Origin of the sequence: Grimontia kaedaensis (assembly GCF_023746615.1) — a bacterium.
Lineage (GTDB): Bacteria > Pseudomonadota > Gammaproteobacteria > Enterobacterales > Vibrionaceae > Enterovibrio > Enterovibrio kaedaensis.
In genome coordinates, this window is the sequence record NZ_CP082275.1 from 3581275 (window position 1) to 3596964 (window position 15690).

Sequence of the window (15690 nt, forward strand, 5' to 3'; positions counted from 1 at the left end):
TTAGTCGTCAGCGCGCAAACTGATTTCTCCGCCGAGATATGGGGTAATGCCATTTTCGGTTTCGAGCAGCAAAGCCCCTTGCTCATTGATCCCGCGCGCAATACCCTTAACCACTCGTTCACCCAGCAGTAATTTCACCGCACGACCCTGGAAGTTGTCATAGCTGTCCCAGAGTGTCACAAAGCCTGCCATTCCAGTTTCTTCATATTGCTTCAGCGCTTCTGTTACGCCATTTATCAAAGTGGCTGCCAAAGCATTTTTGTCGGGAAGTGGATGGCAAGCATCCTGAAGATTTGCCCAGCTTTGATCCACCTCATCTGTTTCAGGCATTGACACATTCAGTCCCATACCGATAACCAAATGAGCGGCATCGCCAGCCTGGCCTGTCATTTCTACCAAAATGCCGGCAAGCTTCTTGTCATTCCAATAAAGGTCATTTGGCCACTTGACCTTAACCCCTTCGGCTCCCAGATTCTGCAAGGTTTCAGCCATGGAAACACCCACAACAAGGCTTAATCCCATCGCAGCAGCCATCCCTGCATCTAATCGCCAATACATGGAAAGGTAAAGGTTGGCACCAAACGGAGAAAACCACGCTCTGCCACGGCGTCCACGGCCTGCCTGTTGATACTCGGCAAGACAGGCGGAACCGGACTCCAACTGACCTACGCGATCCAGAAGATGCTGGTTTGTAGAATCAATCACGGGGATAAGCTCAAACGCAGGCACACTCAGTTGTGTTTTCAATGCCTTTTCATCGAGGAGATTCAGTGGCGCAGGCAAGCAATAGCCTTTACCTTGGACGCGGAACACATCCACACCCCATTGTTGCAATACTTTGATGTGTTTGCTGATTGCTGCGCGGCTCATACCGAGCTCTTCACCCAACTTTTCACCCGAGTGGAACTGGCCGTCCGCGAGCATTTTTATAAGTGCCAGGCGGGGCGTGTTATCTAGCGCTGGCATACTGCCTCCAATGTGATTTCTTGTGTCGCCCCCATAAAGCGAACCTCGTGTTCAAGCAATACTCCAAACCGTTGGTAAACGGTATCAACCACTTCTTTCGCGAGAGTCACCACATCGCTGGCTGTAGCACCACCACTGTTTACCAGCACCAATGCCTGTTTATTGTGAACAGACGCGCCACCGACGCTTTTGCCCTTTAAGCCACATTGATCGATTAGCCAGCCCGCAGCGAGCTTCACTTCTGAACTCGATACTTCAAACGAAGGCATCTTTTCATTATCAGCTAAGAGAGACTTTACCTGTGTCTTAGGCACAACGGGGTTTTTAAAGAAGCTTCCGGCATTTCCTAACAGATTAGGATCAGGCAGCTTTTCACTTCGAATTTCGCAGACTTTATCAAACACCTCTTTGGCAGAAACGTCATTCTCACTCGCCAAATCGCCCAGAGCACCGTAACCTATCACGGGCTTCCAAGCTTTCGATAACTGGAAGCCTACAGCAAGAATAATGGCTTTATCTTTGAGTTCACGCTTGAATACAGAGTCCCGGTAACCAAATTCACAGGCCCCCGGCCCCATGCGGACGACCTCACCAGTTTCAAGCATCAGGACATCGACATACTCACAGCGCTCATTTAGCTCAACACCATAAGCGCCAATGTTCTGAATAGGTGCCGAACCTACAAGGCCAGGGATAAGCGCAAGGTTTTCGAGACCAGGCATACCCTGTTCAATCGTCCATTTAACCAATTGGTGCCAGTTTTCCCCGCCAGCCACATGAAGGTGCCAATGCGAAGCTGTCTCTTCAACATCAACACCCTTTAGGCGATTTAGAACCACTATCCCTTCAAAATCTTCACAGAACAGAAGATTACTGCCTTCGCCAAGGACGATCTTTGGCTCGTCAGCACGATCACGCCAGATCGTGATAAAATCGTTCGCGCTTTGCGCTTCAATAATGGCTTTGGCCTGAACATCAATACCAAAGGTGTGAAATGGTTTTAGCGATGTAGTAGACAGGGTATTCATTCGGATCGCAGTTTAGTTTTGATAAAGTCTTAGCGATGTATACTACCCCATCCGCCTTGAATTCACAGTGATTTGATAACCATGGCCGACACACGATATGCCCACCTCGACCCACTCCGTTTTCCACTGGTGGTTCGTTTTTATAAAACACATTATCCAGCAGGGAAGCCTAAAAAAGATGAAATCATTTGGACGGCAGAAAACAACAGCGGCCTTCTTGGTTCAGTCAGATTCAGGCAGTTTACTGACTTCCAACTTCTGACCGGTATGCTTATTGCCCCCGAGCAACGGGGGAAAAAGCAGGGAGAAGCTTTCCTCAATGCCGTTCAAACTCAGATTCAGACCAAGGCTTGTTATTGTCTTGCGTATCGCTATTTAGAAAACCTCTACAAAAAGGCTGGATTTGAAGTGATCGAGGTCAGTAATCTGCCCGAAGAATTACGTGGCCGATACAAAAGCTACTGCAACAGTGGTAAAGATCTTATCCCTATGGGTCACAACTCAATGTCACAGTTGTAAATCGAGATAGCTGACACATCGATATCGCTGGAAATTGCACAATTTCTGGTACAATACAGGGTTTGATTTGCGTTAACACGACCCAGTGTCGAACTTAATGAGGCAACAATGGTTTCAGCTACTGCCAATAAGCAGTTGATCGATCAGCTCCCGAAAATTGCGCACCGTCCAGACCAGCTAGAGACGCTGCTCGATGCGAGTACCTTCAGGGAGCGCCTGCTTCACGAGATAGCAAACGCTAAACATCGTATCTACCTTGTTGCGCTTTATCTGCAAGACGACGAGGCAGGGCGTAATATTCTTGACGCGCTCTATGAAGCAAAACAAAAGAACCCAGTTTTAGATATTAAAGTGCTGGTTGACTGGCACAGGGCTCAACGTGGCTTGATTGGCGCAGACAAGTCTGACGGGAACGCGGCACTCTACCGCGAATATGCAGAGAAATACCAATACAAGATTGATGTCTTGGGTGTGCCGGTCAGAAACCGGGAAGTCTTTGGCGTGCTGCACCTTAAGGGCTTTGTCTTTGATGATACAGTTATTTACAGCGGCGCAAGTCTGAATGATGTGTATCTTGCCCAGCATGACCGCTACCGTTATGACCGCTACCATGTCATCAATAGCAAAACACTAGCCGACTGCATGGCAGGCTTTATCGGAAACACCTTGGCGGCCAGTTCAGCAGTCACATGCCTTGCACAGCCTAACCGCCCGGAAGTAAAAGCACTCAAGCCAGCTATCCGCGAATTACGCGCAAGACTGCAGGCAGCCAGCTATCAGTTTATTTCGCAACATATCAATGACGATCAAATTGGCCTCACGCCAATGGTGGGACTGGGTAAGCGTAAGAATTTCCTGAACATTCAGATTTGTCGTTTAATCGCCAGTGCTGAGAATGAACTCATCATATGCACGCCTTACTTTAACCCTCCGCGCAGTGTGACTCGTGAAATAAGACTTGCCTTGCGTAGAGGTGTGAACGTCACCATTATCGTTGGCGATAAAACAGCGAATGACTTCTACATTCCTCCTAGTGAGCCGTTCAAAACGATTTCAGGTTTACCTTATCTTTATGAAATGAACCTGCGCAATTTTGCACGTCGTAATGAAGCCGCTATCGCTAAGCGTCAGTTGAAAATCCACCTTTGGAAGCACGACGACAACAGTTTTCACCTCAAAGGGATTTGGGTAGACAGATCCTACATGCTACTAACGGGTAACAACCTCAACCCTCGAGCATGGAAGCTGGATCTTGAAAATGCCATCTTGCTTCACGACAAACGTCGTTTGATGGAAGCGGAAGCTCAAAGGGAAATCGATACGATTTTGGAGCACACTCAGCTGATTGGCAGCTACAAGCAAATAGAAAAGCTGGAAGTTTACCCACCTCAAGTACAAAGATTGCTCAAACGTATCAAGCGCATCAGGGCAGATCATCTGCTTAATCAGATACTTTAAGGAGTCAGACGTGATTGCTTCTATCGATGTGGATCCACAGAAAACCTTTACACCGATCTGCCCAGGCGAATTACCTGTGCAAGGCGGAGATAAGATTGCTCCCGCGCTTAATGAACAGGCCCAAAAGGCACAATTCCGCGTCCTCACAAAGGACGCTCATCCTGTCAATGCGGTTTGGGTGGTCGACAGTCACGATAAGATGTTAGCGCCTTTGGAACATGCCAATGCAGACCTTACTTGGGTGTCCCATGCAGTTCCTGGCACTGAGGGCTTTGAAACTATTCCAGAGCTCCCTGAAGTGACTGAATATGATCATGTCATTTGGAAAGGTGTAGAGCCTGACTTGCATCCATATGGGGCATGTTTTCACGATATTCAGGAGAAGCTCAGCACTGGTCTTATTGAGTGGCTGAAAGCAAAAGAAGTCACCACTGTAGTAGTCGGTGGTCTCGCCACCGACTACTGCGTTAAAACCACTGCCATGCAGTTAAAACTGCATGGTGGATTTGATGTTTGGGTTAACCTGGAAGCTTGTCGAGGCATTGCTGAAGAAACAACAGAAACAGGCTGCGCTGAAATGCGTGATGTCGGTATCCACGTTATAGAAACGCTGGAAGAGTTCAGGGCATAACTCACTAAATGAACCCCAACAGCACCACCTGAGAAGGTGGTGTTTTTTATATCTATTATTTGGAATCTCCAGCGCTTTATTTACCAAGAGCTGAGTGCGTGTATGGTTGTTGTCTGTAATTGAGGTTAAAAACCGGAGAGGTCGTAGATATGGAAAGATGCAGATGCAAAAAAGCCCTGACCGTCAGGTCAGGGCTTTTTTAAATTGGAAGCCTGGCGATGTCCTACTCTCACATGGGGAGACCCCACACTACCATCGGCGCTGTTACGTTTCACTACTGAGTTCGGCATGGAGTCAGGTGGATCCATAACGCTATGGTCGCCAAGCAAATTCGTTAAAATCTTGGAAAGCTGTTTTTAATTCTCGTTCTACACATTCAAGGTTCTCTTCGAGTCCGTCAAAACCCCTTGGGTGTTGTATGGTTAAGCCTCACGGGCAATTAGTATCAGTTAGCTCAACGCCTCGCAGCGCTTACACACCTGACCTATCTACGTCGTCGTCTCCAACAACCCTTTAGAGGGCTTAAAGCCCTAGGGATGACTCATCTTGAGGCTCGCTTCCCGCTTAGATGCTTTCAGCGGTTATCGATTCCGAACTTAGCTACCGGGCAATGCCACTGGCGTGACAACCCGAACACCAGAGGTTCGTCCACTCCGGTCCTCTCGTACTAGGAGCAGCCCCTCTCAATCATCCAACGCCCACGGCAGATAGGGACCGAACTGTCTCACGACGTTCTAAACCCAGCTCGCGTACCACTTTAAATGGCGAACAGCCATACCCTTGGGACCGACTTCAGCCCCAGGATGTGATGAGCCGACATCGAGGTGCCAAACACCGCCGTCGATATGAACTCTTGGGCGGTATCAGCCTGTTATCCCCGGAGTACCTTTTATCCGTTGAGCGATGGCCCTTCCATTCAGAACCACCGGATCACTATGACCTGCTTTCGCACCTGCTCGAACCGTCATTCTCGCAGTCAAGCGGGCTTATGCCATTGCACTAACCTCACGATGTCCGACCGTGATTAGCCCACCTTCGTGCTCCTCCGTTACGCTTTGGGAGGAGACCGCCCCAGTCAAACTACCCACCAGGCACTGTCCTCAACCCCGATAAGGGGCCTAAGTTAGAACATCAAACATACAAGGGTGGTATTTCAAGGTCGGCTCCACACAAACTGGCGTCTGTGTTTCAAAGCCTCCCACCTATCCTACACATGTAGGCTCAATGTTCAGTGCCAAGCTGTAGTAAAGGTTCACGGGGTCTTTCCGTCTAGCCGCGGGTACACAGCATCTTCACTGCGATTTCAATTTCACTGAGTCTCGGGTGGAGACAGCGTGGCCATCATTACGCCATTCGTGCAGGTCGGAACTTACCCGACAAGGAATTTCGCTACCTTAGGACCGTTATAGTTACGGCCGCCGTTTACCGGGGCTTCGATCAAGAGCTTCGACCGAAGTCTAACCCCATCAATTAACCTTCCGGCACCGGGCAGGCGTCACACCGTATACGTCATCTTTCGATTTTGCACAGTGCTATGTTTTTAATAAACAGTTGCAGCCACCTGGTATCTGCGACTCTCAATAGCTCCATCCGCAAGGGACTTCACCGTCGAGAGCGTACCTTCTCCCGAAGTTACGGTACCATTTTGCCTAGTTCCTTCACCCGAGTTCTCTCAAGCGCCTTGGTATTCTCTACCCGACCACCTGTGTCGGTTTGGGGTACGGTTCCTGATAACCTGAAGCTTAGAGGCTTTTCCCGGAAGCATGGCATCAATGACTTCATCACCGTAGTGACTCGACATCGTGTCTCAGTGTATAGCGTCCCGGATTTGCCTAAGACACCCACCTACGCACTTGAACCTCGACAACCGTCGCGAGGCCCACCTAGCCTTCTCCGTCCCCCCATCGCAGTTATCAGCAGTACGGGAATATTAACCCGTTTCCCATCGACTACGCCTTTCGGCCTCGCCTTAGGGGCCGACTTACCCTGCCCCGATTAACGTTGGACAGGAACCCTTGGTCTTCCGGCGAGGAGGTTTTTCACCCCCTTTGTCGTTACTCATGTCAGCATTCGCACTTCTGATACCTCCAGCAGCCCTTACAGACCACCTTCAACGGCTTACAGAACGCTCCCCTACCCAGATATAAATATCTGCCGCAGCTTCGGTGTATCGCTTAGCCCCGTTACATCTTCCGCGCAGGCCGACTCGACCAGTGAGCTATTACGCTTTCTTTAAATGATGGCTGCTTCTAAGCCAACATCCTGGCTGTCTGAGCCTTCCCACATCGTTTCCCACTTAGCGATAACTTTGGGACCTTAGCTGGCGGTCTGGGTTGTTTCCCTCTCCACGACGGACGTTAGCACCCGCCGTGTGTCTCCCGGATAGTACTTACTGGTATTCGGAGTTTGCAAAGGGTTGGTAAGTCGGGATGACCCCCTAGCCTTAACAGTGCTCTACCCCCAGTAGTATTCGTCCGAGGCGCTACCTAAATAGCTTTCGGGGAGAACCAGCTATCTCCGAGTTTGATTGGCCTTTCACCCCTAGCCACAAGTCATCCGCTAATTTTTCAACATTAGTCGGTTCGGTCCTCCAATTGATGTTACTCAATCTTCAACCTGCCCATGGCTAGATCACTCGGTTTCGGGTCTACGTCATGCAACTCATTCGCCCAGTTAAGACTCGGTTTCCCTACGGCTCCCCTATGCGGTTAACCTTGCTACATAACGTAAGTCGCTGACCCATTATACAAAAGGTACGCAGTCACCTAACAAGTAGGCTCCCACTGCTTGTACGTACACGGTTTCAGGTTCTATTTCACTCCCCTCACAGGGGTTCTTTTCGCCTTTCCCTCACGGTACTGGTTCACTATCGGTCAGTCAGGAGTATTTAGCCTTGGAGGATGGTCCCCCCATCTTCAGACAAGATAACACGTGTCCCGTCCTACTCGTTTTCACGTTAAATAAGCCGTCGTGTACGGGGCTATCACCCTGTATCGCGCCACTTTCCAGAGGCTTCCACTAACTCATAAAACGCTTAAGGGCTAATCCGGGGTCGCTCGCCGCTACTGCCGGAATCTCAATTGATTTCTTTTCCTTCGGGTACTTAGATGTTTCAGTTCCCCGAGTTCGCCTCCACACACCTATGTATTCAGTGTGGGATACTGGCTGATGCCAGTGGGTTTCCCCATTCGGACATCCCAGACTCAAGCGGTTGTTACTACCTAATCTGGGCTTATCGCAAGTTACTACGTCCTTCATCGCCTCTGACTGCCAAGGCATCCACCGTGTACGCTTAGTCACTTAACCATACAACCCCAAGAGGTCTCGTATGTTCAAACAACCAAGGTGTTCTTTAAAAGAACAGGTTCATCTTTCGATGAACGATTTCGCCGGACTCAAATATTGTTCATCACTTCCTAAGAAGGATGAAACCAAGAACACTTGAATGTGTTTGGTGTTAACTCCGTAGAGTCAACATTTGAGAACTTTTACAAACAAACTCATTGAGTTTGTTTAGTCAGCTTTCCAGATTTTTAAAGAGCAATGCGATGTTCTTTCGAAGCACCACTTTCTAATCACACTCAATGAATGCGTTTAATAAGTGGCGTCCCATAGGGGAGTCGAACCCCTGTTACCGCCGTGAAAGGGCGGTGTCCTAGGCCTCTAGACGAATGGGACACATCGTTTCTTTACATTTCGACCGTAGCAATCTGTGTGGACACTAGCATCAATAGTATCGTTAAGGAGGTGATCCAGCCCCAGGTTCCCCTAGGGCTACCTTGTTACGACTTCACCCCAGTCATGAACCACACCGTGGTAAACGCCCTCCCGAAGGTTAAGCTATCTACTTCTGGTGCAGCCCACTCCCATGGTGTGACGGGCGGTGTGTACAAGGCCCGGGAACGTATTCACCGTGGCATTCTGATCCACGATTACTAGCGATTCCGACTTCATGGAGTCGAGTTGCAGACTCCAATCCGGACTACGACATACTTTCTGGGATTCGCTTCACATCGCTGTCTCGCTGCCCTCTGTATATGCCATTGTAGCACGTGTGTAGCCCTACTCGTAAGGGCCATGATGACTTGACGTCGTCCCCACCTTCCTCCGGTTTATCACCGGCAGTCTCCCTGGAGTTCCCGACATTACTCGCTGGCAAACAAGGATAAGGGTTGCGCTCGTTGCGGGACTTAACCCAACATTTCACAACACGAGCTGACGACAGCCATGCAGCACCTGTCTCAGAGCTCCCGAAGGCACCAATCCATCTCTGGAAAGTTCTCTGGATGTCAAGAGTAGGTAAGGTTCTTCGCGTTGCATCGAATTAAACCACATGCTCCACCGCTTGTGCGGGCCCCCGTCAATTCATTTGAGTTTTAATCTTGCGACCGTACTCCCCAGGCGGTCTACTTAACGCGTTAGCTCCGAAAGCCACAGTTCTAGACTACAGCCTCCAAGTAGACATCGTTTACGGCGTGGACTACCAGGGTATCTAATCCTGTTTGCTCCCCACGCTTTCGCATCTGAGCGTCAGTCTTTGTCCAGGGGGCCGCCTTCGCCACCGGTATTCCTTCAGATCTCTACGCATTTCACCGCTACACCTGAAATTCTACCCCCCTCTACAAGACTCTAGCCTGCCAGTTCAAAATGCGGTTCCCAGGTTAAGCCCGGGGCTTTCACATCTTGCTTAACAGACCGCCTGCATGCGCTTTACGCCCAGTAATTCCGATTAACGCTCGCACCCTCCGTATTACCGCGGCTGCTGGCACGGAGTTAGCCGGTGCTTCTTCTGCCGCTAACGTCAAACACTGCACGTATTAAGTACAATGCCTTCCTCACGGCTGAAAGTGCTTTACAACCCGAAGGCCTTCTTCACACACGCGGCATGGCTGCATCAGGCTTGCGCCCATTGTGCAATATTCCCCACTGCTGCCTCCCGTAGGAGTCTGGACCGTGTCTCAGTTCCAGTGTGGCTGATCATCCTCTCAAACCAGCTAGGGATCGTCGCCTTGGTGAGCCTTTACCTCACCAACTAGCTAATCCCAACTGGGCCCATCCGGTAGCGAGAGGCCCGAAGGTCCCCCTCTTTGGTCCGTAGACATCATGCGGTATTAGCCACCGTTTCCAGTGGTTATCCCCCTCTACCAGGCAGGTTCCCAGCCATTACTCACCCGTCCGCCGCTCGCCGCCCAACAAATTACCCGAAGGGTCAATGTTGTCGCTGCCGCTCGACTTGCATGTGTTAGGCCTGCCGCCAGCGTTCAATCTGAGCCATGATCAAACTCTTCAATTAAAGTTTTTGGCTCGATGAAATACTGTTGTGTTCTAACTCCTCTCTACAAAGTAAAGAAAGAGCAGAACGAATTGACTGTGCCGATATAACCGAAGTTATGTCGTTTGGTCACTCAGTAAACATCGATAAATTTTTTGTCTATCAATCACGAGTGCCCACACAGATTGCATTGGTCAAATTGTTAAAGAACGTTGACTTTCATGGCTTTAGCTTATTCCGCTTCAGCAAGTCAGGCCGCGTATCTTACGCGATTCTGATATCGAGTCAAGAAAAAACTTTCATCTTTTTTCATCCAAAGATGAAGAGTAAAAATCTTTTTTTGACCTCGCTCACATTACAATCAAAAGAGCGAAAGAAAAGCCCGTTGCACTCAACGGGCTTCTTCAAATTGGAAGCCTGGCGATGTCCTACTCTCACATGGGGAGACCCCACACTACCATCGGCGCTGTTACGTTTCACTACTGAGTTCGGCATGGAGTCAGGTGGGTCCATAACGCTATGGTCGCCAAGCAAATTCGTTAAAATCTTGGAAAGCTGTTTTTAATTCTCGTTCTACACATTCAAGGTTCTCTTCGAGTCCGTCAAAACCCCTTGGGTGTTGTATGGTTAAGCCTCACGGGCAATTAGTATCAGTTAGCTCAACGCCTCGCAGCGCTTACACACCTGACCTATCTACGTCGTCGTCTCCAACAACCCTTTAGAGGGCTTAAAGCCCTAGGGATGACTCATCTTGAGGCTCGCTTCCCGCTTAGATGCTTTCAGCGGTTATCGATTCCGAACTTAGCTACCGGGCAATGCCACTGGCGTGACAACCCGAACACCAGAGGTTCGTCCACTCCGGTCCTCTCGTACTAGGAGCAGCCCCTCTCAATCATCCAACGCCCACGGCAGATAGGGACCGAACTGTCTCACGACGTTCTAAACCCAGCTCGCGTACCACTTTAAATGGCGAACAGCCATACCCTTGGGACCGACTTCAGCCCCAGGATGTGATGAGCCGACATCGAGGTGCCAAACACCGCCGTCGATATGAACTCTTGGGCGGTATCAGCCTGTTATCCCCGGAGTACCTTTTATCCGTTGAGCGATGGCCCTTCCATTCAGAACCACCGGATCACTATGACCTGCTTTCGCACCTGCTCGAACCGTCATTCTCGCAGTCAAGCGGGCTTATGCCATTGCACTAACCTCACGATGTCCGACCGTGATTAGCCCACCTTCGTGCTCCTCCGTTACGCTTTGGGAGGAGACCGCCCCAGTCAAACTACCCACCAGGCACTGTCCTCAACCCCGATAAGGGGCCTAAGTTAGAACATCAAACATACAAGGGTGGTATTTCAAGGTCGGCTCCACACAAACTGGCGTCTGTGTTTCAAAGCCTCCCACCTATCCTACACATGTAGGCTCAATGTTCAGTGCCAAGCTGTAGTAAAGGTTCACGGGGTCTTTCCGTCTAGCCGCGGGTACACAGCATCTTCACTGCGATTTCAATTTCACTGAGTCTCGGGTGGAGACAGCGTGGCCATCATTACGCCATTCGTGCAGGTCGGAACTTACCCGACAAGGAATTTCGCTACCTTAGGACCGTTATAGTTACGGCCGCCGTTTACCGGGGCTTCGATCAAGAGCTTCGACCGAAGTCTAACCCCATCAATTAACCTTCCGGCACCGGGCAGGCGTCACACCGTATACGTCATCTTTCGATTTTGCACAGTGCTATGTTTTTAATAAACAGTTGCAGCCACCTGGTATCTGCGACTCTCAATAGCTCCATCCGCAAGGGACTTCACCGTCGAGAGCGTACCTTCTCCCGAAGTTACGGTACCATTTTGCCTAGTTCCTTCACCCGAGTTCTCTCAAGCGCCTTGGTATTCTCTACCCGACCACCTGTGTCGGTTTGGGGTACGGTTCCTGATAACCTGAAGCTTAGAGGCTTTTCCCGGAAGCATGGCATCAATGACTTCATCACCGTAGTGACTCGACATCGTGTCTCAGTGTATAGCGTCCCGGATTTGCCTAAGACACCCACCTACGCACTTGAACCTCGACAACCGTCGCGAGGCCCACCTAGCCTTCTCCGTCCCCCCATCGCAGTTATCAGCAGTACGGGAATATTAACCCGTTTCCCATCGACTACGCCTTTCGGCCTCGCCTTAGGGGCCGACTTACCCTGCCCCGATTAACGTTGGACAGGAACCCTTGGTCTTCCGGCGAGGAGGTTTTTCACCCCCTTTGTCGTTACTCATGTCAGCATTCGCACTTCTGATACCTCCAGCAGCCCTTACAGACCACCTTCAACGGCTTACAGAACGCTCCCCTACCCAGATATAAATATCTGCCGCAGCTTCGGTGTATCGCTTAGCCCCGTTACATCTTCCGCGCAGGCCGACTCGACCAGTGAGCTATTACGCTTTCTTTAAATGATGGCTGCTTCTAAGCCAACATCCTGGCTGTCTGAGCCTTCCCACATCGTTTCCCACTTAGCGATAACTTTGGGACCTTAGCTGGCGGTCTGGGTTGTTTCCCTCTCCACGACGGACGTTAGCACCCGCCGTGTGTCTCCCGGATAGTACTTACTGGTATTCGGAGTTTGCAAAGGGTTGGTAAGTCGGGATGACCCCCTAGCCTTAACAGTGCTCTACCCCCAGTAGTATTCGTCCGAGGCGCTACCTAAATAGCTTTCGGGGAGAACCAGCTATCTCCGAGTTTGATTGGCCTTTCACCCCTAGCCACAAGTCATCCGCTAATTTTTCAACATTAGTCGGTTCGGTCCTCCAATTGATGTTACTCAATCTTCAACCTGCCCATGGCTAGATCACTCGGTTTCGGGTCTACGTCATGCAACTCATTCGCCCAGTTAAGACTCGGTTTCCCTACGGCTTCCCTATACGGTTAACCTTGCTACATAACGTAAGTCGCTGACCCATTATACAAAAGGTACGCAGTCACCCAACAAGTAGGCTCCCACTGCTTGTACGTACACGGTTTCAGGTTCTATTTCACTCCCCTCACAGGGGTTCTTTTCGCCTTTCCCTCACGGTACTGGTTCACTATCGGTCAGTCAGGAGTATTTAGCCTTGGAGGATGGTCCCCCCATCTTCAGACAAGATAACACGTGTCCCGTCCTACTCGTTTTCACATTAAATAAGCCGTCGTGTACGGGGCTATCACCCTGTATCGCGCCACTTTCCAGAGGCTTCCACTAACTCATAAAACGCTTAAGGGCTAATCCGGGGTCGCTCGCCGCTACTGCCGGAATCTCAATTGATTTCTTTTCCTTCGGGTACTTAGATGTTTCAGTTCCCCGAGTTCGCCTCCACACACCTATGTATTCAGTGTGGGATACTGGCTTATGCCAGTGGGTTTCCCCATTCGGACATCCCAGACTCAAGCGGTTGTTACTACCTAATCTGGGCTTATCGCAAGTTACTACGTCCTTCATCGCCTCTGACTGCCAAGGCATCCACCGTGTACGCTTAGTCACTTAACCATACAACCCCAAGAGGTCTCGTATGTTCAAACAACCAAGGTGTTCTTTAAAAGAACAGGTTCATCTTTCGATGAACGATTTCGCCGGACTCAAATATTGTTCATCACTTCCTAAGAAGGATGAAACCAAGAACACTTGAATGTGTTTGGTGTTAACTCCGTAGAGTCAACATTTGAGAACTTTTACAAACAAACTGAATCAGTTTGTTTAGTCAGCTTTCCAGATTTTTAAAGAGCATGTGATGTGTTCTAGCGAACAACCACTTTTTAAGAACACTCACCATTCTCTGTTTGAAGAGAAGTGTGCTTAGAGAGTGGTGGAGCTATGCGGGATCGAACCGCAGACCTCTTGAATGCAAATCAAGCGCTCTCCCAGCTGAGCTATAGCCCCACATCGATACTTAGCTATTGACCAACTGCTTTCAAAACAAGGCGTGAAAGGAGGACGTTTAGTTCGCTAAACGACGAGTTTCACAACGCAGTGTTGAAAGTTGTTGGTGGGTCTGAGTGGACTTGAACCACCGACCTCACCCTTATCAGGGGTGCGCTCTAACCACCTGAGCTACAGACCCATTTCTGTTTCTTTGGACTTGAACCACCGACTTCACCCTCTTTTACCAAGGGATTGGGGTGCTCACCACCAAAGCAACAAATACATCTAAGTATGTTCTTTATCTTTTTGACCGTAGCAATCTGTGTGGACACTAGCATTAATAGTATCGTTAAGGAGGTGATCCAGCCCCAGGTTCCCCTAGGGCTACCTTGTTACGACTTCACCCCAGTCATGAACCACACCGTGGTAAACGCCCTCCCGAAGGTTAAGCTATCTACTTCTGGTGCAGCCCACTCCCATGGTGTGACGGGCGGTGTGTACAAGGCCCGGGAACGTATTCACCGTGGCATTCTGATCCACGATTACTAGCGATTCCGACTTCATGGAGTCGAGTTGCAGACTCCAATCCGGACTACGACATACTTTCTGGGATTCGCTTCACATCGCTGTCTCGCTGCCCTCTGTATATGCCATTGTAGCACGTGTGTAGCCCTACTCGTAAGGGCCATGATGACTTGACGTCGTCCCCACCTTCCTCCGGTTTATCACCGGCAGTCTCCCTGGAGTTCCCGACATTACTCGCTGGCAAACAAGGATAAGGGTTGCGCTCGTTGCGGGACTTAACCCAACATTTCACAACACGAGCTGACGACAGCCATGCAGCACCTGTCTCAGAGCTCCCGAAGGCACCAATCCATCTCTGGAAAGTTCTCTGGATGTCAAGAGTAGGTAAGGTTCTTCGCGTTGCATCGAATTAAACCACATGCTCCACCGCTTGTGCGGGCCCCCGTCAATTCATTTGAGTTTTAATCTTGCGACCGTACTCCCCAGGCGGTCTACTTAACGCGTTAGCTCCGAAAGCCACAGTTCTAGACTACAGCCTCCAAGTAGACATCGTTTACGGCGTGGACTACCAGGGTATCTAATCCTGTTTGCTCCCCACGCTTTCGCATCTGAGCGTCAGTCTTTGTCCAGGGGGCCGCCTTCGCCACCGGTATTCCTTCAGATCTCTACGCATTTCACCGCTACACCTGAAATTCTACCCCCCTCTACAAGACTCTAGCCTGCCAGTTCAAAATGCGGTTCCCAGGTTAAGCCCGGGGCTTTCACATCTTGCTTAACAGACCGCCTGCATGCGCTTTACGCCCAGTAATTCCGATTAACGCTCGCACCCTCCGTATTACCGCGGCTGCTGGCACGGAGTTAGCCGGTGCTTCTTCTGCCGCTAACGTCAAACACTGCACGTATTAAGTACAATGCCTTCCTCACGGCTGAAAGTGCTTTACAACCCGAAGGCCTTCTTCACACACGCGGCATGGCTGCATCAGGCTTGCGCCCATTGTGCAATATTCCCCACTGCTGCCTCCCGTAGGAGTCTGGACCGTGTCTCAGTTCCAGTGTGGCTGATCATCCTCTCAAACCAGCTAGGGATCGTCGCCTTGGTGAGCCTTTACCTCACCAACTAGCTAATCCCAACTGGGCCCATCCGGTAGCGAGAGGCCCGAAGGTCCCCCTCTTTGGTCCGTAGACATCATGCGGTATTAGCCACCGTTTCCAGTGGTTATCCCCCTCTACCAGGCAGGTTCCCAGCCATTACTCACCCGTCCGCCGCTCGCCGCCCAACAAATTACCCGAAGGGTCAATGTTGTCGCTGCCGCTCGACTTGCATGTGTTAGGCCTGCCGCCAGCGTTCAATCTGAGCCATGATCAAACTCTTCAATTAAAGTTTTTGGCTCGATGAAATACTGTTGTG

At 50.3% G+C, this 15690-nt stretch carries 5 protein-coding genes, 3 tRNA genes and 6 rRNA genes; 3 read left to right on the forward strand and 11 right to left on the reverse strand.

What is annotated here, in order from left to right; all coding sequences use genetic code 11:
• Entirely contained in the window at window positions 1-966 is a 966-nt protein-coding gene (birA, locus tag K6Q96_RS16050) for a bifunctional biotin--[acetyl-CoA-carboxylase] ligase/biotin operon repressor BirA (protein WP_251876819.1), read from the reverse strand.
• The gene (murB, locus tag K6Q96_RS16055; protein WP_251876820.1) at window positions 954-1994 is read right to left on the reverse strand and encodes a UDP-N-acetylmuramate dehydrogenase; all 1041 of its coding nucleotides are present in this window, start codon (window positions 1992-1994) and stop codon (window positions 954-956) included. The genes birA and murB overlap by 13 nt, the downstream gene beginning before the upstream one ends.
• Window positions 1995-2075: 81 nt before the next feature.
• On the opposite strand from murB, the gene K6Q96_RS16060 reads away from it, so the two are divergent.
• The 3 genes from K6Q96_RS16060 (at window position 2076) to K6Q96_RS16070 (ending at window position 4602) form a co-directional block, all read left to right on the forward strand.
• Window positions 2076-2513 carry a GNAT family N-acetyltransferase gene (locus tag K6Q96_RS16060; protein ID WP_251876821.1) on the forward strand — a complete coding sequence of 146 codons (438 nt, stop codon included), beginning with the start codon at window positions 2076-2078 and terminating at the stop codon, window positions 2511-2513.
• A gap of 108 nt (window positions 2514-2621) precedes the next feature.
• On the forward strand, window positions 2622-3971 hold the full coding sequence (gene pssA, locus K6Q96_RS16065; protein WP_251876822.1) for a CDP-diacylglycerol--serine O-phosphatidyltransferase: 1350 nt from the start codon (window positions 2622-2624) through the stop codon (window positions 3969-3971).
• A 10-nt stretch (window positions 3972-3981) separates the two neighbouring features.
• On the forward strand, window positions 3982-4602 hold the full coding sequence (locus tag K6Q96_RS16070) for a nicotinamidase (RefSeq protein WP_251876823.1): 621 nt from the start codon (window positions 3982-3984) through the stop codon (window positions 4600-4602).
• A gap of 210 nt (window positions 4603-4812) precedes the next feature.
• Here K6Q96_RS16070 and rrf (K6Q96_RS16075) read toward each other — a convergent pair.
• The 9 genes from rrf (K6Q96_RS16075) to K6Q96_RS16115 all read right to left on the reverse strand — a co-directional run bounded on the left by rrf (K6Q96_RS16075) (window position 4813) and on the right by K6Q96_RS16115 (window position 15660).
• A 5S ribosomal RNA gene (gene rrf / locus K6Q96_RS16075) occupies window positions 4813-4928 on the reverse strand.
• Between the two features lie 92 nt (window positions 4929-5020).
• Window positions 5021-7908: ribosomal RNA gene (locus K6Q96_RS16080) — 23S ribosomal RNA — on the reverse strand.
• 296 nt (window positions 7909-8204) lie between these two features.
• Window positions 8205-8280: transfer RNA gene (locus tag K6Q96_RS16085), tRNA-Glu, on the reverse strand.
• A 62-nt stretch (window positions 8281-8342) separates the two neighbouring features.
• Window positions 8343-9895, reverse strand: a 16S ribosomal RNA gene (locus K6Q96_RS16090).
• 394 nt (window positions 9896-10289) lie between these two features.
• Window positions 10290-10405: ribosomal RNA gene (gene rrf, locus K6Q96_RS16095) — 5S ribosomal RNA — on the reverse strand.
• 92 nt (window positions 10406-10497) lie between these two features.
• Window positions 10498-13385 (reverse strand): 23S ribosomal RNA (locus tag K6Q96_RS16100).
• 314 nt (window positions 13386-13699) lie between these two features.
• A tRNA-Ala gene (locus tag K6Q96_RS16105) sits at window positions 13700-13775 on the reverse strand.
• Window positions 13776-13879: 104 nt separating this feature from the next.
• Window positions 13880-13956: transfer RNA gene (locus K6Q96_RS16110), tRNA-Ile, on the reverse strand.
• Between the two features lie 151 nt (window positions 13957-14107).
• Window positions 14108-15660 (reverse strand): 16S ribosomal RNA (locus K6Q96_RS16115).
• Together the 16S, 23S and 5S rRNA genes with 3 tRNA genes alongside form the textbook arrangement of a ribosomal RNA operon.
• Between the last annotated feature and the right edge of the window lie 30 nt (window positions 15661-15690).

Bases quoted from the DNA above. Each gene is read 5' to 3' on its own strand.
- murB (WP_251876820.1), bottom strand. From the start codon at position 1,994: ATGAATACCCTGTCTACTACATCGCTAAAACCATTTCACACCTTTGGT.
- K6Q96_RS16060 (WP_251876821.1), top strand. From the start codon at position 2,076: ATGGCCGACACACGATATGCCCACCTCGACCCACTCCGTTTTCCACTG.
- birA (WP_251876819.1), bottom strand. From the start codon at position 966: ATGCCAGCGCTAGATAACACGCCCCGCCTGGCACTTATAAAAATGCTC.
- pssA (WP_251876822.1), top strand. From the start codon at position 2,622: ATGGTTTCAGCTACTGCCAATAAGCAGTTGATCGATCAGCTCCCGAAA.